At 61.8% G+C, this 20,503-nt stretch carries 17 protein-coding genes; 11 read left to right on the forward strand and 6 right to left on the reverse strand.

Annotated elements, in window-relative coordinates; translation table 11 throughout:
• Positions 1–2: 2 nt before the first annotated feature.
• On the forward strand, positions 3–857 hold the full coding sequence (locus RAH42_RS02805; protein WP_296426101.1) for a hypothetical protein: 855 nt from the start codon (positions 3–5) through the stop codon (positions 855–857).
• A gap of 198 nt (positions 858–1,055) precedes the next feature.
• Here RAH42_RS02805 and selD read toward each other — a convergent pair whose 3' ends face one another.
• Both selD and RAH42_RS02815 read right to left on the reverse strand, forming a co-directional pair.
• Positions 1,056–2,102, reverse strand: coding sequence for a selenide, water dikinase SelD (gene selD, locus RAH42_RS02810; RefSeq protein WP_296426099.1), 1,047 nt, complete (start codon positions 2,100–2,102; stop codon positions 1,056–1,058).
• Positions 2,103–2,177: 75 nt separating this feature from the next.
• Complete coding sequence (locus RAH42_RS02815; RefSeq protein WP_296426097.1) at positions 2,178–2,396, reverse strand: DUF2905 domain-containing protein; 219 nt, start codon at positions 2,394–2,396, stop codon at positions 2,178–2,180.
• A gap of 276 nt (positions 2,397–2,672) precedes the next feature.
• Here RAH42_RS02815 and prfB point away from each other — a divergent pair.
• Positions 2,673–3,768, forward strand: a protein-coding gene (gene prfB / locus RAH42_RS02820; protein ID WP_317539921.1) for a peptide chain release factor 2 whose coding sequence is annotated in 2 segments (ribosomal slippage) — positions 2,673–2,744 and positions 2,746–3,768 — 1,095 coding nt in all. Because the reading frame shifts where the segments join, the coding sequence is not laid out codon by codon here.
• Complete coding sequence (locus RAH42_RS02825) at positions 3,765–5,663, forward strand: SpoIVB peptidase S55 domain-containing protein (RefSeq protein WP_317539922.1); 1,899 nt, start codon at positions 3,765–3,767, stop codon at positions 5,661–5,663. The genes prfB and RAH42_RS02825 overlap by 4 nt, the downstream gene beginning before the upstream one ends.
• Before the next feature lie 215 nt (positions 5,664–5,878).
• Here the strand turns inward: RAH42_RS02825 and RAH42_RS02830 are convergent, their stop codons facing one another.
• Together RAH42_RS02830 and RAH42_RS02835 are read right to left on the reverse strand one after the other, a co-directional pair.
• Positions 5,879–6,904, reverse strand: coding sequence for an ATP-binding protein (locus RAH42_RS02830; RefSeq protein ID WP_317539923.1), 1,026 nt, complete (start codon positions 6,902–6,904; stop codon positions 5,879–5,881).
• 361 nt (positions 6,905–7,265) lie between these two features.
• The gene (locus RAH42_RS02835) at positions 7,266–7,913 is read right to left on the reverse strand and encodes a response regulator transcription factor (RefSeq protein ID WP_078015650.1); all 648 of its coding nucleotides are present in this window, start codon (positions 7,911–7,913) and stop codon (positions 7,266–7,268) included.
• 297 nt (positions 7,914–8,210) lie between these two features.
• Between RAH42_RS02835 and RAH42_RS02840 the strand changes: the two genes are divergently transcribed.
• The 7 genes from RAH42_RS02840 to RAH42_RS02870 all read left to right on the forward strand — a co-directional run bounded on the left by RAH42_RS02840 (position 8,211) and on the right by RAH42_RS02870 (position 15,533).
• Complete coding sequence (locus RAH42_RS02840; RefSeq protein ID WP_317539924.1) at positions 8,211–8,834, forward strand: hypothetical protein; 624 nt, start codon at positions 8,211–8,213, stop codon at positions 8,832–8,834.
• Positions 8,835–9,424: 590 nt separating this feature from the next.
• Complete coding sequence (locus tag RAH42_RS02845) at positions 9,425–9,895, forward strand: hypothetical protein (protein ID WP_317539925.1); 471 nt, start codon at positions 9,425–9,427, stop codon at positions 9,893–9,895.
• A gap of 717 nt (positions 9,896–10,612) precedes the next feature.
• Positions 10,613–11,635: a YeeE/YedE family protein gene (locus RAH42_RS02850; protein ID WP_317539926.1), complete on the forward strand. Its 1,023-nt coding sequence runs from the start codon at positions 10,613–10,615 to the stop codon at positions 11,633–11,635.
• A 15-nt stretch (positions 11,636–11,650) separates the two neighbouring features.
• Positions 11,651–11,869, forward strand: a complete 219-nt coding sequence (locus tag RAH42_RS02855) for a sulfurtransferase TusA family protein (RefSeq protein WP_296428411.1) — start codon at positions 11,651–11,653, stop codon at positions 11,867–11,869.
• Between the two features lie 492 nt (positions 11,870–12,361).
• Complete coding sequence (locus RAH42_RS02860; protein ID WP_296428409.1) at positions 12,362–13,576, forward strand: hypothetical protein; 1,215 nt, start codon at positions 12,362–12,364, stop codon at positions 13,574–13,576.
• 86 nt (positions 13,577–13,662) lie between these two features.
• On the forward strand, positions 13,663–14,838 hold the full coding sequence (locus RAH42_RS02865; protein WP_317539927.1) for an amidohydrolase: 1,176 nt from the start codon (positions 13,663–13,665) through the stop codon (positions 14,836–14,838).
• 83 nt (positions 14,839–14,921) lie between these two features.
• Positions 14,922–15,533 (forward strand): GNAT family N-acetyltransferase, encoded by a 612-nt coding sequence (locus tag RAH42_RS02870; RefSeq protein ID WP_317539928.1) that lies wholly within the window; start codon positions 14,922–14,924, stop codon positions 15,531–15,533.
• A gap of 33 nt (positions 15,534–15,566) precedes the next feature.
• Here RAH42_RS02870 and RAH42_RS02875 read toward each other — a convergent pair whose 3' ends face one another.
• Together RAH42_RS02875 and RAH42_RS02880 are read right to left on the reverse strand one after the other, a co-directional pair.
• Positions 15,567–16,766: a pyridoxal phosphate-dependent aminotransferase gene (locus RAH42_RS02875; RefSeq protein WP_296428886.1), complete on the reverse strand. Its 1,200-nt coding sequence runs from the start codon at positions 16,764–16,766 to the stop codon at positions 15,567–15,569.
• A gap of 312 nt (positions 16,767–17,078) precedes the next feature.
• Positions 17,079–18,848 (reverse strand): PrpR N-terminal domain-containing protein, encoded by a 1,770-nt coding sequence (locus RAH42_RS02880; RefSeq protein ID WP_317539929.1) that lies wholly within the window; start codon positions 18,846–18,848, stop codon positions 17,079–17,081.
• A 309-nt stretch (positions 18,849–19,157) separates the two neighbouring features.
• On the opposite strand from RAH42_RS02880, the gene RAH42_RS02885 reads away from it, so the two are divergent.
• Positions 19,158–20,399 carry a four-carbon acid sugar kinase family protein gene (locus RAH42_RS02885; protein WP_168169989.1) on the forward strand — a complete coding sequence of 414 codons (1,242 nt, stop codon included), beginning with the start codon at positions 19,158–19,160 and terminating at the stop codon, positions 20,397–20,399.
• Positions 20,400–20,503: the final 104 nt, after the last annotated feature.

Here is a 20,503-nt window from a genome sequence, read left to right on the forward strand (position 1 = left end):
CCATGCGCCGGTTCCGAATCGTCCTCTGCGGCGCGGCGCTGTTGCTGGGCGCGCTGTCGGCCGCCGCCGCGGAAAAAACGCGTGTGCTGGCGCTCGATCCGATGACCGAGCTGCTGTTTCAATTTATCGGCGGCCCTTATGTGAGCACTGCATCCGGCGCGAGCTGGGACGACAACGGCCGCCTGCGCGTCAGCCGCGCCGCCGTCATGGGCAGCGCGAACGCGGCGCTGCCGCTTTACGCGCTCGACCCGGCGCAGTATCGCGAGTTCATGACGGCCGGCCGCCGCGGCAAGAATCTGACCGCCGCCGAGCAAAACCGCGCCAATCTGCATTATCTTTATCCCGACGGCGTGAAGCGCGGCGACGTCGACGCCTTTTACGGCGATCCTGCCAACATGCCGTTCACCGCGCAGCAGGTCGCAAACGCCCTCAGCGAACTCGTCCCCGCGCGCTATGCCTACTTCCAGCGCCGTCTCGGCGAGTTCAACGCGCGCCTCCGCTCCGTGCTGATCACCGGACGCCGTCTCATGACGGGCACGAAGGTGCTCTGCCTGAGCGAACGGTATCGTCTCTTCTTCGCCGCTTTCGGCTGCACCGTCAGCGTTCCGACCGAGGAGGAAATGCGGCGCATCCGTCAGATCAGCCAGGCTTCCAATCCGAAATACATCGAAAGCCTCGCCGCCGGCCTGGCCGCCGGACGCCTCGTGGTCGTCGCTCACGATGCCGATCCCAAGCTCCGCCGCGCCTTGGTCGCCCATCTCGGGGCCGTTTACATCGCGCCGCCGAAGAACGAGGACATCCTGTTTTTCATGCACCGCGTCCTCCTCGACGTCGGTTCCCGTCTCAGCCGCCGTTGAACGAAAAGGCAGGACAAAGGCCGCCGCGGAGACACGGAGAAAAGCAAAGAGAAAAATGGAGCCGCCGCTTTGCGGCGAAAATCGAAAACCGCGAGGGCGGATGACCGATTCACATCCGGTCATCCGCCCTCGCGGTTTTCGATGTCTCTTTTCCTCCGTTTTTGCGCCGCTTCTCCGCGACAGCCTTTGTCCCCATGGTCATACGCAGACGATGCGCCCCGTGCCGGGCTTGAAGCGGCCGATCACGCCGGCGCGGTCGAAACCGTGCCGTTTGGCGAGCGCTGCGATTTCTTCGGCGTCTTCCGGCGGGCAGGCCATCATCAGGCCGCCGGAAGTCTGCGTGTCGAAGAGGAAGTCGCGGTACGTGCGCGATACTTTTTCGAGACGGTCGATCTGCGGCGCATAGAGCTTTTCGTTGCGGTAACCGCCGGCGGGAAACAATCCCATCTGGGCGAGGTCGGCCGCGCCGTCGAGCAGCGGCAGAGCCTCGACGCTCAGTTCGAGGTCGACGCGGTGGTCGGAAACCATGTCGAGCGCGTGCCCGGCCAGGCCGAAGCCGGTGACGTCCGTGGCGGCGTGGACGCGGCGGCGCTGCTCGGCCGTCATGCGGCGGGGCAGGTCGTTGAGCGCCGTCATCCAGCGCACGGCCTCCGCCGCCTGCGCGGGATCGGCCATTTCCGCCTTGATGGCGGTGGCCATGATGCCCGTGCCGAGCGGCTTGGTGAGCACGAGCGCGTCGCCGGGATGCGCGCCGGTGGTGCGCCACATGGCGTCGCGTTCCACTTCGCCGAAGACGCAGAGCCCGTACTTGGGCTCCTGATCCTCGACGCTGTGCCCGCCCATGAGAAAAGCGCCGCTTTCGGACACTTTCGAAGCGCCGCCTTCCATGAGGCGCTTGAGCATGTCCAGCGGCAGACAGTTGAGCGGGAAGGCGACGATGTTGAGCGCCACGAACGGCGAGCCGCCCATGGCGAAGACGTCGCTGATCGAATTGGCGGCGGCGATCTGCCCCCACACGTAAGGATCGTCGACGACCGGCGTGATGAAGTCGAGCGTGAGGATGCCGACGCGCTCTTCGGTGATCTTCCACAGCGCCGCGTCCTCGCCCCCTTCCCAGTCGGTGAGGATACGGCCGTCGTGGGGACGGGGGAGATCCGCCAAAACTTTCGCCAGGTCCTCCGGACCTATTTTGGCGGCTCAGCCGCTGCTGTGGGAAAGTTGGGTCAGTCGTTGGTCAAGGCTCATTTTCGTTTCGCTCCTGTCGTAAAACTTCTTTAATAACCATTATACCGCAGCGGCGGCAAAAAGTCGCCCGGCGGCTCAGCGGCGGAAGAAGAGGTTGGCGAGGACGGTGAGGACGACGCTGACGACGATTGAGCTGGCGAGCGGGAAATGAATCGACCAGTTCTTGCCCTGCCAGGCAAAGTCGCCGGGCAGGCGGCCGAGGGGCAGAAAGCGCCCGCCGAAGTGGACGACGGCCCCGACGGCGAACAGCGCGAGACCGATGATCATGATGGTTTTGCCGATGTCGTGAACCATGATTTCATTCCTTTCCGTGAAGTCCCCGTTTTCGATTGACCGGGATCATTGGAAGCGCCGCGTTTCGAAGCGGGCAGGTCCGCCGGGGCGGCGCGGCTTCGACGAGCCGGCGGCGGATCTTCGTCGTTTTATTTATACCATGTCGGCGCAAAAGGGCAAGCGCCGCGGCGAAGAGATACGTAAAAAATGCAGACAAAAGAGAGGCAACGGATTCTGCATCGAGGCGCAGGATGCTATAATAAATGACAAATCTGTTTTTCAGGAGGAATGAAACCGATGGCATTGATGCCGATCACCACGGTCATGGAGGAACTGCAGGCGCTGAAGGCCGAGCTGCAGGAAAGCCTTTGACCTGCCTGCGATAAGGAAGGACTGCGAAGAATTGCGCGCCCAAACGGCCGCGCCCGATTTCTGGTCGGGGGCCGACGCGCAGAAAGTTTCGGCCCGGCTGTCGCGACGCGAGGCCGATCTGGCCCGCTGGGACAAGATCGAACGGGAATTCGCCGATCTGCAGACGATTGCCGAGCTGCTGGGCGACGGCGAAGACGCCGAACTGACGAGCGAGTTCGGCGAACGCAGCGCGGCGTTCCGCCGCGAGATCGAAGACGAGCAGATGGCGCTGCTGTTGTCGGGCCCCTACGACCATTGCAGCGCTATTTTGAGCGTGCACGCCGGTTCGGGCGGGCTGGATTCGCAGGACTGGGCGGAAATGCTGTACCGCATGTACCTGCGCTGGTGCGAGGAACGTCGTTTCAAGACGAAGCTGCTCGATTACCAGCACGACGAAGAAGCCGGTATCAAGAGCGCGACGCTGCTGATCCAGGGCGAGACGGCCTACGGCTATCTGCGCTCGGAGATCGGCGTGCACCGCCTCGTGCGCATCTCGCCGTTCGACACCAACAAACGGCGGCACACGAGCTTTGCGTCGGTGGACGTGTCGCCGCAGCTGCCCGACGACGTGGACGTGGAGATCGCGCCGGAAGACCTGCGCATCGACACGTACCGTTCCAGCGGCGCGGGCGGCCAGCACGTCAACATGACGGATTCGGCGGTGCGCATCACGCATTTGCCCACGGGCATCGTGGTCAGCTGCCAGAACGAGCGCAGCCAGCACATGAACAAAGCTACGGCCCTGTCGGTGCTGAAGTCGAAACTTTACCAGCGGGAGCTCGAGCAGCGGCAGGCGGAGATGAGCGCGCTCGCCGGCGAAAAGAAAGAGAGCACGTGGGGCAGCCAGATCCGTTCCTACGTGCTCCAGCCCTACACGCTGGTCAAGGATCACCGCACCGGCGAAGAGACGGGCAACGTCGGCGGCGTGCTCGACGGGGGGCTCGATCCTTTTATTTTGGCCTATCTGAGGTGGGCGCGATGAAACGATTTTGGGCGGTTGTGGGCGCGGCGCTGGCGCTGTGCGTTCCGGCTGCGGCGGAGCCTTTTGCGCCGACGGAGCCGATCATGCCGCTGGCGCAGGTGCGGGCGGGCATGAAAGGGTACGCGAAAACGGTCTTTTCCGGCAGCAGGATCAAATCGTTCCCGGTCGAAGTGCTGGGAGTCGTCAGCAAGAAAGACCGCCCCTCGAAGCTGATCCTGATCCGCGCCTCCGGTCCGGACATCGACAGGGCCGGCGGCATGGCCTCGGGCATGAGCGGTTCGCCGGTGTACGTGAACGGGCGGCTGATCGGCGCGTTTTCCTTCGGCTGGGATTTCGGCGATCCGAAGATGGGGTTGGTGACGCCGATCGAACAGATGATGGAGCTTTTCGATTATCCGAGCCGCGCTCAAAAGCTTGCGAGCGTGCGCCCGCTGCTCTCGAAAAAGAAGGATACCGAGCTGGAACGGCGGTTCAGCGAGCTGTACGACCAGTACGCGCGGAACGCCGCGAAGAAAGCGGACGGCGTTTTGGCGCCGACGCCGGCGCACCGGGCGATGAAGGAAAAGTCGGTTCCCGATTTCGAGTTCTCGCTGCCGCAGGATATCGCCGCCGCGGAAGCCGAAGAACTGACCCATAAGGAGCCGGCGGTCGCCGAGACCACGGCGAAAATGTACGCGACGGCGGATGGGCTCAGCCGCCGCGCGCTGAAGAAACTCGGCGACCGGCTCGGCATGCGCGTGGTCGAGGGCGGTTCGGGCGACAATACGGCGGTGTCGGAAAAGGCCAAGCCGCTCAAGCCGGGCGACGCCGTTTCGGCGATGCTGGCCTGGGGCGACGTGGCGCTCGACGTCAGCGGCACGCTGACGGCCGTGGACCGCGACGGACGCTTCATTGCCTTCGGCCACAGCTTCAAGAACTGGGGGGCCGTGGCCTACCCGTTGGCGAAAAGCGAAGTCTACGGCGTCATCGGCAGCTACGAGTCGCCGTTCAAGCTGACGGCGTCGCAGCGCCTCGTCGGCACGGTGACGCAGGATCGGCCGGAGGGCATCGCCGGCTGGCTGGGCCGCTTCCCGCCGGCGGTCTCGGTGCGGGTGGAAATCGAAGATCTCGACAGCCGCCGTACGGTGGTGCGCCGTTTTCAGATGATCAACGACGAGCACGCCGTGGTCTCGCTCTTGCCGGAGCTGCTTGCGGGACTGGCGGACCGCGAGCTGGCGCGCGAGTCGGGAGGCACCGTGCGTTATGACGTCACCGTCACGGGCGACGGCATGCCCGACGACTGGAGCGTGAACGACGTGGTGGTTGCCGACGAGGACGTGATGAGCGACGCCGTGTCGCCGCTTGCGGCGCTGGTGTCGAACGTGGTCGGCAATCCCTATCGAAACGTCAGCCCCGTGGGGCTGAAGATCAAGCTGTCGGCCTCGTCGCAGATCCGCAAGCTGATCATCGAGAGTCTCAGCGTCGACCGCAGCGAGGCGGCTCCGGGCGATACGGTGACGGTGACGGCGACGCTGCGCCCGTGGCGTCATCAGCCGGTGATCCGCAGTTTCACGCTGAAAGTTCCCGAGGATGCGGCGGGCGGCTACACGGTTGCGCTTCGGCAAGGGAATCCCGCGCCGACGGACGATTCGAACGACGAGCCGCCGGTGACCGATCGCCGTCTGTCGTCGTTCGAGCAGCTGCTGTACGAGCTGCAGACGCGCGAACGGAGCTGCGAGGTGATCGTGGAGCTGGTCAGCCAGGATGATTCGGGGACGCACAGCGAATTCCCCGGCGAAGTCCGCCGCCGCAAAATGCGCGAAGGCTCGATGCGGATCTTCCGCTCCGATTACGTGGTCGAAGGCAGCCTGCAGGTGCCGCTGACCGTGCTCGAACCGAAAAAGAAACGTTCGTGAGCGGCGGAGAACGACGGCCGCCGCGGAGAACCCGAAGATCGGTCACGAAGGAACCGGAAAAATTCCAATGAAAGTAATGCAGAAAGCCTGTCGATCGCTTGATCGGCAGGCTTTCTGCATATGGGCGGTTCTGTACGGACGTTCCATATCATATTCTTTTGAATTTTTTCTCCGCTCCGCCGCTTCTCCGTGACGGCTTTTGTTTGAAGACACGCTCATCGTCCGGCGGGGATATCGACGGTGACCAGCGTGCCGCCCTCGGGGCGGGGGCGGATGGAAAACGACGCGCCGATCAGCGCGGCGCGTTCGTTCATGCTGGCGATGCCGCGGTGCCCCTGCACGCGCAGGACTTCGGGATCGAATTCGCGGTCGATGCCGGAGCCGTCGTCGGCGATGGTGAGTCGACAGCCGTCGCCGCAAGTCAGCTTGACGTCCACGGCCGCGGCGTGCCCGTGCCGGGCGGAGTTGGCCACGGCTTCCTGGACGATGCGGCACAGCGCCAGCACCTCCTTTTCGCTGAGCGCGTCGACGCAGCCTTCGACGGCAGCCGTGACGGCGACGTTGTGGATGCGGCTGAGACGATTGGAAATCTCCTCCAGGGCGCGCATGGCGCCAAGGCTGAGCCACGGCGGCGAGAGCCGGTCGCAGACGTCGCGCATCTCCTGTACGGCGGTGAGGGCGGCTTCCTGCGCGGCGGCAAGGTGTCCGCCGACGCGTTCGCGGTCGATCTCGGGCCTGCCCAGGCCGCGCAGCGCGAGCTGAATGCGCTGGATCAGCGACGCCACGGTCTGCAGCGGGCTGTCGTGGATCTCGCGGGCGAGGCGGGTGCGTTCTTCTTCTTGGGTGCGCACGATGTCGCCGACGTAGTTCTTCTTTAAAGTCTCGCGGTCGACGGCGCTGACCGACAGTTCCGAGAGGGCTTCCTGCATGTTCTGCAGTTCGGGCAGCGGCGGTCGGGAACCGGCGCGCAGCACGTCCCGCCCCCAGTGCAGCGTTTCCACCTGCGCGGCAAGACGGCGCAGCGGCGTCACGCACCAGCGCCACAAAAGCCAGATACCGATCAGGGCGATCGCGCTGACGCCGATGGTGATGAACTGCTGCAGGAAGACGAGATCGCGCATCGGCCCGGGGACGAGGAACTTGGAGATGACGACGACGACGGCGCGGATGCCGTCGGGATAAGGATAGACGGCCGCAGCCGAGGGCGGATGCGGATCGATCTGCACGGAGAGCAGCTGCATCTCGCCGCTGGCGAACGCGCGGTTGACGGCGAGCGCCAGCTCGGGCGTGATCTTGCTGCCGGGCGAGCCCTGCAGCTTGATCCCCCCGGTCCGACGGTGGCGATCCAGCCGGGCACGGGCGGCCCGAGCGTGAGCATTTTCAGGAACAGCCCCATGCGCCGGTGGCGCTGCAGCGGCGATTCGTTGCTCGCGCCGCTTTCCTCGCGGACGATGCTGCGCGCCAGGCTTTGGGCGTAGCGCGACGCCATGCCGGCCATGGCCCGCTGCTGCCGGTAAAGGCCGAAACCGGAAAAAAGCAGCGCGGACAGCGTCGGCACGAGGATCATCATGAGGATGGCGGGGAGCAGCCAGCGGCGTTTCTTCATGAAGGAAGTTCCCCTTCAAGCAGTTCATCGACGAGGATCACGCCGTTTTTCAGGGCGATGATCAGGGCCTCGGTCTTGTTCTTGGCGCCGAACTTGGCGTAGACGGAGGAGAGATGGGCCTGAACGGTGCGTTCGGTGATGAACAGCTTCGCCGCCACTTCTTTGACGGGAAATCCCTGGGACGAAAGCAGCAGCACTTCACGCTCGCGCGGCGAGAGCGGTTCCAGTTCGTTCGACGCGGAGTCGACGGAGTTGGCGATGGCGGAATCGAGATAGATGCCGCCGCCGATCACCGACTGCAGCGCCTGCGTCAGCTCCATGACCGCCGACGTCTTGACGATGAAACCGCGCGCGCCGGCCGAAAGCGCCGCCACGATGTACGGCTGGGCGTTGTAGGCCGTGAGCATGATGACCTTCGTCGGCAGCTTGGCGTCCTTGACTTTGCGGGCCACGGTGATGCCGTCCATTTCCGGCATGCGGATGTCGAGCAAGGCCACGTCGGGTTTGAGCTTTTCGATCATTTCCCAGGCCTGTTTGCCGTCGGACGCCTCGCCGAGCAGATTGAGACCTTCTTCTTCGTTGATGAGCGCCGCCAGCCCGGCGCGGGTGAGCGGATGGTCGTCGGCCAGAACGATTGAGATCATGTGAAAGAACCTCCCGTTTCATGATGGAGTCGCTATCCGGTACTGCGCTTATTGTATCGCCGGAAAATCGGATTGGGAATGGGAATCTGTACAATCTTTTGTGACAGCGGGTTTGAACCGTCAAGGACAGCGCGCAAAAATTTCCTGTGAGAATCCGCAGGCGGAGGATTGATGAATCCTTCAATGCGCGGCGGGCGCTTTTCAATTATACTCAGGACACGTTCGAGGGAGAACGCGAGAGAGGTTCCCCTGCGGCGCGTTCCATGAAAAGACATTTATAACAGGAGGCCATGCAAAATGAAAAAAACGCATCGTGTTCTCGGCGGTCTGGCGATCGCGATCCTTGGCAGCGCGGCGGCGTGGGCTGTTCCGCCTCGCCCCGGCCGGGAAATCCACGGCGGTCCCGGCATGCCCCCGCCACTGCGGATGCAGCGCTGGGAAACTGACAGGCGTATCTCTGAGAAGGCGCCTGAGGAAATCAAAAACGCTTTTGCGGAGATGAAAAGCCTGAAGAAAGACCTCCGCCTCGAGCTTGGCAAGGATAAGCCCGACTCGGCCAAGGCGCTGGAGATGCTGAAAAAGTCCGAGGAACTGCACGCCAAGGTGCGCGAGTGGGAAGTGAAGCAGATCCTTGAGGGCAACGCGCCCAAACCCGCCGGCCGCCGGCATCGCGGCGGTTTCAGGGGACACGGCCCCGACGGCCGTCTCGCGCCTGCCGCGCCCGGGTTCGGTCCGCACGCCCCGGCGCCGGTGGTTCCGCATTATTATATGATGCCGATGATGCCTTACTCCGTGACACCGATGTACCACTGCCCTTGCATGACGATGGTGTCGCCGGTGCCCCGGCAGGACGCGCCCGCGGCGCCCGCCGCCGAAGCTCCGGCGGCCGAGGATGCCGTTTCTCGCGCAGACGGGGTTTGATGACGGAAGGGCGGAGAATCCGTCCGTGTCCTCCGCCTGAAGAAGGGAATGAGTTTTGATGAAAGCCACACGCGCTCTGTTTGCTTCGCTGCTTTTGGGATCTTTTGTCCTCTCGTCCCCGGCGGCGACTTTTGCAGCCGTCCGCGGCGACGTCGCAGCAGAAAACATGTCGCCGCGGAGCGGCGCTGATCGTCCGGCACCGCCTCGTCCGATGCCTGCGCCTGACCGTCCGGGGCCCGATCGTCGGCGACCTGCGCCGGATCGTCCGGGCTCCCGCCGTCCTACGCCCGCTCCCAGCCGACCGATGCCCGGTCCGAATCGTTCAGGAACGAACCATCCCGGGCCAGACCGTCCGATGCCAGGACGACCTGCACCTCAGCCTCCCGCACGCGGAGGCTATAATCCTCCTCCCCTCCGCCCCGTCGTGATCGTCATCACGACGACCACGACGCGCTGAAAGTCGGCGGCGCCATGCTCCTTCTCGGAGTGCTGATCGGCGCGGCCGCCAACAGCGGCGACTGATACTTCCCGAAATCTAATTCTCCAGTGTCCCGCGGACACTGAACTATTGCAGACAAGGAGGTTTTTCCATGTATAAGAAAAGACTGGCCGGCGTCGTTCTTGTCGCTGCGGCTGTCGTCATCCTGAGCGGGGCGGGAACAGCCGGTGCCGCCTCGAAGAAAAGTGCCGTATCCCAGATTGCTGTTCCGCGCCGAGGCCCCGGCGGTCCGGGCTTCCGCCCGGCGCCTCCGCCGCCTCGTCCCGGCGGTCCGGGCTTCCGTCCCGCGCCCCCGCCGCCCCGTCCCGGCGGTCCGGGCTTCCGTCCCGCGCCCCCGCCGCCCCGTCCCGGCGGTCCGGGCTTCCGTCCCGCGCCCCCGCCGCCCCGTCCCGGCGGTCCGGGATTCCATCCTGCGCCCCCTCCGCCCCCGCCTCCGTACGGGCACCGTCCGCCGCCCCCTCCGCCTCCCCGGAGATATCATCGTCATCGCGACCGCGACGATCTGTTCGTTGTAGGCGGCGCCATGTTGCTGCTCGGAGCGATCCTCGGCGGCGCGAACTGACGCTGATTTCCAACGAAAAAGTATCGTTGAAAATGCCGCGTCGGCGGGCGGGCCGCGAAAAGCATGCGGCGGTTTGATGCAGTTTTCGACGCTCTAAAAAGGGCGAAGGACCTGTGCCCTTTTTGACGAAAACTCAGGATGGACTTCACTTAAAATCGGCGATGTAACGAACGTCTCCCGGCAGGTTTTCTGCCGGGAGTTTTTTGTCGTCCGGTCATGAAGCCCGCAATCGAGAACGGAGAGGACCCGGAACATTCGGGGCGCGCTCTTTTTCTGACGAGCGGGAAGGCTGCGCGACGGAATGCCGGCTGTGTTTTTCATGAAACCTATGACAGTGATTTATTTAACTGAAACTGTCAAAAATACGGCGTAATCCACAAGGACGGCGCGGCATGGAAGCTTTTGCGCCGAAAACGTTTATGGATTGGGTTGTTTTCATTCTTTTCCGTTATTCTGCGCGGCGGCGGGGGCGTTGGGGATGCTGAAAAATGTTGCTTGAACTTTTTGCGCTCTCTGGTATCATGCATAAAGATTATAATTATTAGGCTGGAGCTGTCCGAAGAGGCGGAAGCCGCCCGGGCGGTTTCCGTTTTTTCCCGCTCTGAAGGGACGTCGGTCGAAACGGCGGGAACGGGCTGCGTTGGCGTGGTCGCCCTGACAACGGCAGGTGCGGCCGGATCCAACGCGCGAGTTGATTTTATCGGAGGAGTGATATTTATGTGGGCGGGACTTATTCCCGGTTTTCTATTCGGCTTTCTGCTGAAAAGGAGCCGCATGTGCCTTGCGGGCGGCCTGCGCGACGTGTACATGGAAAAGCGGCGCAGCGGCCTGATTTCGATGCTGCTGATCATCTTCACTCAGAGTGTGGTGTATTTCTCGCTGATCCGCGCTGGCGTGCTGGCGATGCCCGAACCCAAGGCGTTTCCCCTCGCGGCGACGGTCATCGGCGGTCTGCTGTTCGGTCTGGGGGCCCTGATCGCGAACGGCTGTATCACGACGACCCTGGTCAAGGTCGGCGACGGGCGTCTTGCCGGTTTCATGTCGCTGTTTTCGTTCATGATCGTCGGCGTGGCCAGCCAGAAGGGATTTCTCAGCCCGTTGGTGGCCAAACTCCGGGCCGTGGGCAAGGTTCAGGACGGCCTGCTTGCCGCCCTGCCCGTCGCCCCGCTCTGGGTCGCCGTTCTCGGTCTGGCGCTGGTGCTCGGCTGGGCTTTCTACGACCGCAAAACGGCCAAACCGCCTTTTGTCCTGCCGGCGCAGTATCACGGAGCTCGTCATCTGTTTTTTGAAAAAATCTGGAGCGTCTACGCAGCGGCTGTCCTGATCGGCGTTTTCGCGGGGCTCTCCTACGCGTTCAGCAAAACGATGACGGGGACGCCCAGCGCGTGGGGCATCACGGGCGGCGTCACCGGTTGGCTGAGGGCCATGACCGAGGGCGGCGCGGTCAAATGGGCGCAGTTCTTCGTGCTGGGGATCGTGCTGGGGTCGTTTGTCTGCACGTATGGCAGCGGCGAGTTCAGCCTCAAGGGTACCGACGGCGCCACGCTGCTGCGCGCCATGGCTGGCGGAGCGCTGATGGCCTTTGGTTCGGTGCTCGGCGGCGGCTGCATCGTCGGTCACGGGCTTTCCGGCACGGCGCGCCTTTCGCTGACCTCGTGGGTCGCGTTCGCTTCCATCACGCTCGGCATTTGGGCGGGCGTGCGTCTGTTCTACAAAGACGCCATCGTCACGAAAAAATAAAGGGAGGTTTTTGTTATGATCAAGCTTGACACCATGGGAAAAGACTGCCCTCTTCCTCTGATCGAACTGAAAAAGGCCGTCGCGGCCAGCCAGAAGGGGGAAGAGATCGAGATCGCCTTCACCTGCCCGGAAGCGGTGACCAATTTGCCCCGCTACTGCCAGGAGGACGGCCACGAGGTGCTTTCGTTCGAGAAGCTCGGCAACAAGGGCTGGAAGATGGTTATCAGGAACTGATACGCTGTTCCTGGTAGAAAGTACTCACATAATTTGCCGGTCGCTGCGAGGGAATTCAGTCGCTCAGGACTATCTTTGCCGCCGCGCAGCCCGCTTTGCGAGTTTTCCCTCGCCGCGCCCTTCCGTTCAGCTTTTTGATCAAGAAATATAGTATGAGCGCCTTCGCTCTCCGTTTTTCATTTGATCCTCCGCTGAAGCTGAAGGGCTCGCGGCCGCGCTTTTCCCCGGGCGAAACGTTCCGACGGCGTTTCGCGCCGGGGATTTTATTTTGCGGAGGAAAATGGGAAATTTGTTTTGCTAAAAAAAGCGCGGTCCGCGGCGCAGAAAAAATTTGCAAAATTTCTTCGCGGACGGTATACTTACTTCCATCTACAGGCAATCGGCCCATTTGGACTGATTGTGGCGATGTGTTCCGAAAAAAACTTTTGTTCCGGGGGGACGGAAAGGTTTTTCGGCAAAATCTTGTGTGTCGAGAAGGAGCGAGAAGAGATTATGCTTGAGTTCTTTAAGTACAATTTCATGGCGGCGTTTGCCATCTGCGGTCTGATGTACGTCATCGGCGAATGGGTTTCCACGATCACAAAAGCCTGGGTTCCCTCGGTTTTCGTCACGGCCTGCCTGATGCTGCTGGGGTACTGGCACGGAGTGCCTCACGATCTGGTCACCGATTCGGTGCTGATCCCCTTCGGCGCGAGCACGGGCATTTTCCTGCTGCTGGTGCACATGGGCACGATCATCAGCTTCAAACAGCTGATGGAGCAGTGGAAGGTCGTCGTTGTGGCGCTGGCCGGTCTGGCTGGCATGTGCCTCGCCGGTTACTTCGTCTGCCCGTTGTTCATGGATCGCAGCTTCGTCATCGCCGGACTGCCGCCTCTGACGGGAGGCATCGTCGCCGCTTCGATCATGCAGCAGGCGGCCATCGCCAAGGGCATGACGGCCGTCGGCGTATTCGCCATCGCCATGTACTGCGTACAGGGTTTCGCGGGCTATCCTCTGACGGCGATCTTCCTCCAGAACGAAGGGCGCCGTTTGATCAGGAACTTCCGCGCCGGCAAATCCGACGCCAACGGCGTCACGGAAGAGCAAGCCGTTCTGGCCGCTGCCGCGGTGCGCCGCAAGTTGCTTCCTTCCGTGCCGAAGAAATTCGATTCGGCCGTGGTGGTGCTGCTCAAACTGGGGATCGTCGGCTATCTCGCCACAGTCATGGGCGGCGTCTCCTTCGGTCCCGTCGGCAAGATCAGCGGCGCGATCTGGTGCCTGCTGCTCGGCGTGCTGTTCACGTCGATCGGCTTCCTTGACGAGAATTCGCTGACGAAATGCAACTCCTTCGGCATCGTCATGTTCGCGCTGATGATGTACATTTTCGACGGCCTGAAGGACTGCACCCCCGAGATGCTCAAGTCCATCATCCTGCCCCTGGTGCAGCTGATCGTTACCGGCGTTTCCGGCCAGCTGTTGTTTGCCTTCATCGCGGCGAAGATCGTCAAGCTCTCCGTCCCGCTGGCGTTCTCCGTTTCGCTGACCGCCTTGTACGGCTTTCCCCCCAACGCCGTCATCACCGAGTCGATCTGCAGGGCTCTGGCCGAAAACGACGAAGAGCACGATTACCTGTCGGGCATCCTCATGCCGGCCATGATCGTCGGCGGCTTCGTCACCGTTACGATCACGTCCGTCTTCGTGGCTGGGATCTTCGAGAAGCTGTTCTAAACGGAGTGCAATAGGTGCGCGGAAAGCTGCCAGGCTATGGTCTGACAGCTTTCCGCGTCGGAAGCGATTGAAAGGAGAAATGTATTATGGACATCAAAGCTCTTGCCGACAAGTACGAATCCTACATCGTCGAACGCCGCCGCTATTACCATTCCTGCCCGGAACTGTCGGGCGAGGAGAAGGAGACGCGCGCGCAACTCCGCCGCGACCTCGAGGCCATGGGCGTCACCGACATCAGAGAGTTGAAAAACTGCTGCGGTCTGACGGCCACGATCCACGGCGGCCATCCCGGCAAAACGGTGGCGCTGCGCAGCGACATCGACGCGCTGCCCGTAAAGGAGCAGACCGGTCTGCCGTTCGCCTCGAAAAACGAGGGCAAAATGCATGCGTGCGGCCACGACAACCATATGGCCATGCTGCTGGGCGCGGCGCAGATCCTCAACGAGGTGAAAGGCGAGCTGCACGGAGACGTGCGCCTGATCATCCAGCCCGCCGAAGAAGTGGCCACCGGCGCCAAGGCCATGCTCGCCGAGGACGCGCTGGACGGCGTCGAGGCCATTTACGGCGCTCACATCTGGGGCGTGCTGGGGAGCGGGCTGATCGACGTGACGCCGGGCAATCGCATGGCCTGCTGCCACCAGTTCAAAATCACCGTCACGGGCGTGTCGGCCCACGGTTCGGCCCCGCATCTGGGCATCGACGCCATCACCGTTTCGGCGGCGATCGTCAATAACCTGCAGCAGTGCGTGTCGCGCATGAACGACCCGCTCAATCCCCTCGTGCTGACGGTGGGCACGGTGCACGGCGGCGACCGCTGGAACTGCGTGCCCCGAGAGGTGGAAATGGAAGGCACGGTGCGCACTTTCAAAGCCGATACCTCGGTGGAAGAGGCCATGCGCCGCGTCATTGCCGACACGGCCTCGGCCTTCGGCGCTGCGGGCACGCTCGAATACAAGTATCTGACCCTGCCCGTGATCAACGAGGACGAACAGCTGAACCGCATTGCCCATGACGCCGTAGTCAAACTGTACGGCGAGGAAAGCGTCGGGCACATGCCCACGATCATGGGCAGCGAAGATTTCTCGTGGTTCGGCGAAAAATGCCGCTGCATCTTCGGCTTCATCGGCAGCCGCGACGAGGAAAAGGGCTACGTTTACACGAATCACCAGGAGAAATACGACGTGGACGAGAGCGTCCTCAAGCGCGGCAGCGCCGTGATGGCTCAGTTCGCGGCGGATTTCCTGGCCGAAACGGCGCGCTAGGAGGTAAAACGAGAGACGCCGCGAAAGCGGAAAGAGGATCGCAGAGAAAGCTCGCAGGACGTTTTTCTTAGGAGAAGTCCCGCGTGAAACGTTCGATGCCGAACGTCAAAGAGGCGGCCCGCCGGAACACGTCGGCGGGCCGCCTCTTGTCTGGCCGCAACGGAGAGGATGAAATGGAGGCGAGGCGCATGAAGTTCGAGGCCGTCATGGCGAAAACGGAAGACGCTTTCACCATGGGAAAGATCCATTCACGCTCATGGCAGACGGCGTACAAAGGAATCGTCCCCGACGAAATCGTCGCGGCGTTTACCGCGGACAAGCAGGCGGAGAGATTTGCCCGTGCGATTGCCGCCCGGCGGGAAGAATATTATCTGTTCACGGTCGACGGCCGTCCCGCCGGTGTCGCTTCCCTGTACCGAAGTCACGAGGATGACGAACCTGATCACGTCGGAGAGATATACTCGATCTACTTTCATCCCGATTTCTGGGGAACTCCGGCCACCCAGGCCGGACTGGAATTTTGCATCAAGAGGCTAAAGTCCCTTGGCTATTCGCACCTCACGATATGGGTGCTGTGCGACAACATCCGAGCAAGGCGATTCTACGAAAAGAACGGTTTTGTCCGTGACGGCCGCGCGCAGCAGGTCACGGTCGGGCGGCCGTTGTGGGAGGTGCGGTACTCTATGGAAGTGTGACAGGCGTCCGGCGCGGCTTTTCACGGAAGCGGTCTACGCCAGCAGTTTCGTGCCGGGATAGGCCTTCAACCCTTCGCCGAGGATGGCGATGGCGCGGGTGAGATCGGCGCAGTTGAGCACGTAGGCCAGGCGCGCTTCGTCCCTGCCGAGGCCGGGCGTGGCGTAAAAGCCGCTGCCGGGCGCGAACATGACGGTCTCGCCGTGGGAGTCGAAGTGTTCCAGCAGCCAGATCGCAAACTTTTCGGCGTCGTCGATGGGCATTTTGATCATCACGTAGAAAGCGCCCTGCGGCGACGAACAGGCGACGCCGGGGATTTTGGCGAGCTCGCGCTGGAGCGTGTCGCGCCGCCGGCGGTACTCGGCGTTGACGCCGTCGAGATAGCTCTTCGGCGTGGCGTAGAGCGCGGCGGCGCCGATCTGTTCCAGCTCGGGACAGCACAGGCGGGCCTGGCAGTATTTCATGATCTGGACGCAGAAATCTCTGTTGCGGCTCAGCAGCGCGCCGATCCGCGCGCCGCAGGCGCTGTAACGCTTGGAAAGCGAATCGACGAGCACGAGATGCTCGTCGAGCTCCGGCATGGCGCCGAAGCTGCGGTACGAAGCTCCGTAAACGAACTCGCGGTACACTTCGTCGGCGATCAGCGCCAGATTGTGGCGGCGCACGACGCGCGAGATCAGTTCCATCTCCGCGGGCGTATAGACGCGCCCCGTGGGGTTGCCGGGATTGGTCAGCAGAATGGCTTTGGTGCGCGGCGTGATGCTGCGCTCCACGTGCGCTTCTTCCGGCAGCGCATAGCCGTTTTCGACATGCGTCGTAATGGCACGAACGGTGATGTTGAGCGCCCGGGCAAGCGCGTTGTAATTGGCGTAAAAGGGCTCGAAAACGAGGATCTCGTCGCCGGGATCGCAGAGCGCCATCATGGCGATCAGCAGCGCTTCCGAGCCGCCGTTGGTGATGGTGATCTGTTCGGTGCCGTAATCCATGCTCCAGCTCTGGTAATAGGCGCGGATCGCTTCGAGCAGGCGCGGATTGCCGTGCGAGTCGCCGTAGGCGATGACTTTTTTGTCGAAGCGGTGGATTGCCTCGAGAAAGCCGGCGGGTGTTTCGATATCGGGCTGACCGATGTTCAGATGGTAGACTTTCTTGCCTGCGGCCTTTGCCGCGGCGGCGTAGGGAGTCAGCTTTCTGATGGGGGACGCGGACAGGCTGCTGATTCGTTCTGAAATGATCATTGTCAATTCATCTCCTTCGGATTTGGTGAACAGCGGCGCGAAGAACCCGGCCTTCGCATGCGTGTTCCTTATGAAATAAACGTGCTCCATAGTGCCTCGAGAAATCGAACCGTCCTGACACAATATAGCAGCTGATACTATTTCTTGATAAAAAGCGTTAACATGGTCTACTGGGCGCTGCGAGCGACTGAACTCCCTCGCAGCGCCCTTGCGTTTGGCATTTTAATCGAGAACCAGTATGACAAACTGGAAGGCATCGTATCCGAGATTTCCGCCGCGGCGTTCTTCAAAACGCGGCGGCGTTATGCCGGATCACCTGAGCATCCGCCACAGGGTGCTTCTGCTGATGCCAAGGCGTTTGGCGGTTTTCGTCTGGTTCATGTTCTCCTGCGCGAAAATTGCCGTGACGATCTCCCTGACGATCTCGTTCAAAGGGCGGTTCAGGTTAAAAGCGGCCGCAGCGGTGGGGAGCAGCTGATGACGCTCCTCCGCCAGCACCTCTTCCGTCGCGCTGGCGGAAATGTAGGACATCTTGGCGGAGACCACGAGACAGCGCACCACTCTGACGAGCTGGTCGATGTTCCGCTCCCAGGGAAACTTTTGGAGCAGCAGCATGGCTTCGGGCGTGAACCCCACGACTTGGGTGCCAAGCCGGGCGTTCAGCGAGTTGATGTAAAGCCCTACCAGGGTGGGAATGTCGCCGCTGTGCCGTCGTAGAGGCGGGATTTCGACGGTAAGGCAGGAAAAGATTTCCCTGAGATAGATGAAGAAGCTGTCGCGCTCGGTGAAGCCGTCGCCGAGAGAACAGGAAAGGATGAACTTGTTTCGGCACGCAACGGCGGTGTTCCCGAAATAGTTTTCCAGCCTCAGGCGCTGTTCGGGCGGAATGTGTTCGACGCAGCGGATGTAAAAGGTGAGACCGTTGTCGCGGAGCGGGGAGTTCTCGTTTTCAAGCAGATACTCCCAGTGAGATTCCGTCATCATCCTGCAGTCGATACGGACCAAGGAGCTGCGGCGCCGTCTGCTGTGAGCGTAAATATAGTGAGCGAAACGGTCTTTCCCGGTCCCGGGTTCGCCCACCAGAAGCACCGGCTGGTCGATGGCGGCGCAGCGGTTGATGCGGTGAATGACCTTTTGCATGATCGCGCTCTCGCCGAGAAAATTTTCGAAAGGCGCCGTCTGAAGGGCTTCCTCCGGATCGTAACACCGCAGCGCCTTGTTGCCAAAGGGTTCCGCGTAAGGCTGCCGCGTCAGCGTGTAGACGCAGTAGTTCCGTTCCCTCGAGACAAGGGCTTTGCCTTCGATGGAAACTCGCTGCGCGTCAAGGCGTCGGACGAGATGCAGGTTCTCTCCGGAAAGAATCGAGGGGACATTTTTTTCCAAGGTGGAACGAAGTTTCTGCGGGATATCCTTCAGTGTGGAGAAGCAAAGTTCCCGGCGGTCGCCAAAGACGATCAGGTTGTCGTTGAGGCTGTTGAGCAGGGAATCGAGAAGATTTTTGCTTTCCTGCAGGTCGCGGTAATAACTTTGCAGGTGCAGCGCCCTTTGGAACGCGTCTTCGATGCTTTCCATGCCTGAGGTGACCAGGATTCCGTTCATATCGAGCTTTTGGGCGATGATGGCGGTGATCGTGTCGCCGACGACGATTCGGCGCCCTTCCTTTTTGAGTTTTTCGAGCTGTTCTCGCGCTTCGTCGGCGCTGTGGATGGTGATCACGGGAGTCGTGTACTGAAGCAGGTCGCAGAGCGACGAGGCGTTTTTTGTGATGCTCGGGTAGCCCATGATGGCAAAGTCGTCGGAGAAATTGCGGGCCAGCCGGATGGCCCGCAGGATGTCGCAGACCGAGAGATCGATCTCGCAGGCGGGAATGGAGAAATGCCTGCGGATCTCTTCGGCCGTGCCTCCTCGTGAGATGATGGCGTCGATGCTGGATTCGAGGTGCTCCGAAACGGCTCTGACGCCGTCGGCCAGATCGCCGACGCGGATCACGAGCTCCAGGTCGCTGCGGCGCGCGGCAATGTTCATCATGACGTCGCGCATTCCTTCGTAGGGGGCGATACAGAGCAGACGAACCTTTTTCAAAATACGACACCTCCCAGGTCAGTATGTTTTATTCTAACACAAATTTCGGAAATGGACGAAAACGGAACGGTCCTGCGATTTTATGAGCATGGCTGAGCGGCGGCGCGGAACGCTCGAGCGAAAGCGCGCATTCCAGGCGAGGCCGTGATCGTTTTTCCTTCTTGTTTCAAAATAAAACACATCGTCGAAAAGAGTTTCATAATGAAACTGAAAAAAGAATATCCGCTCTTGTTTCCGAAATATTTTTTTCTTATGCTTTTGCGTAGGAAACGAAAACAAGAGAAAGAATCGTTGAAGGGAGCTGACGATATGCTTCGACTGCTGATACTGGCCGACGATTTTACGGGGGCGCTCGATTCGGGGGTACAGCTGGCTCAATGTGGAGCGCACACTCACGTGACGACCAATCTGGATGTCTCCTTCGATGCTTGGAAGGACGACGCCAGGGAATCTGTCGTCGTTGTCGACACGGAATCGCGCCACATCGATCCGCGGCGGGCCTTCGAGATCGTCCGCGACATCGCCGGACGTGCCGTGAAAAGCGGCGTTCCCGTGATTTACAAGAAAACCGACTCGGCACTGCGCGGCAACATCGGGGCAGAGCTGGAAGGCGCTCTGGCCGGCAGCGGAGCGACGCGCCTTCTGTTCGTCCCTGCGTATCCGAAATTGAAGCGCCTGACCCTTGGAGGGATTCAGTACATTGACGGCGTCCCCGTGAGCGAGAGCGTTTTCGGCCGCGATCCCTTCGATCCCGTAAGGGAATCGTCGGTGGCGAAGATCATCGGACTTCAAAGTACCCTTCCCGTGGTATCGGTGGCGGAGGGAGCGCCGATTTTGGCAGCGGAACGTCGGGAGATTCTCGTTTTCGACGCTTCGTCGGACGAAGCCTGCGTGGCCATCGCAAGACAGCTTGGAGAGATCAGGGAGACCACCGTTTTGGCTGGCTGCGCCGGGTTCGCGGGGCATCTGCCGCAGCTGCTTGGCCTGCGTCGTCCCCTTCCGCCGGTGACGCTTGAGGCGCAGGGACTTCTGGTGGTTTCGGGAAGCCTGAACCCGATCACGACGGCTCAGCTGGAATACGCGCGCAGTTCGGGTTTCGACGCCTATCGGCTCACCTCGTCGCAGATGCAGGAGGGGATTCCTGCAGGCCCCGAGGGCGACAGGATATTGGACGATATTGCGACGCTTTACGGGCGGAACAAGCGGCTTCTTTTGTACGGCGCGCCGCCGGAAGAGGGGGTGGGTTCCGTCGCTTTGGAAGAAAAGAGCCGCGCCGTGGCCGGTCACCTCGGCGAGCTGGTTCGGCGACTGTACCGCCGCGGTCTCAGGGGCGTTTTCGCCGTGACCGGCGGGGATATCCTGAGCGGCGTGCTGGCCCACATGGAATGTTCGCGTATGCGCCCTCTTTGCGAGATCGAATCGGGCGTGGTGCTTTCCCGCGCCATCCTTCCCGAAGGCGACGTGATGATCGTTTCCAAATCGGGGGGAATGGGATCTCGCGAGGTCTTCGTGAACGTGGCCGACTTTATTGAGCGGCACCGCGCGTCCTAGGACCTCGTGGCTTCGAGCATGAACCACCGGCGTCGGCGACAGAGGCGTCCGTGCCCCCAACGACATTCGGGAGGCCTGTCGGCAACCCTTCCGACAGCTTTGAA

It is taken from the genome of Pyramidobacter sp. YE332 (genome assembly GCF_033060595.1).
In the GTDB taxonomy this organism is placed as follows: Bacteria; Synergistota; Synergistia; order Synergistales; family Dethiosulfovibrionaceae; genus Pyramidobacter.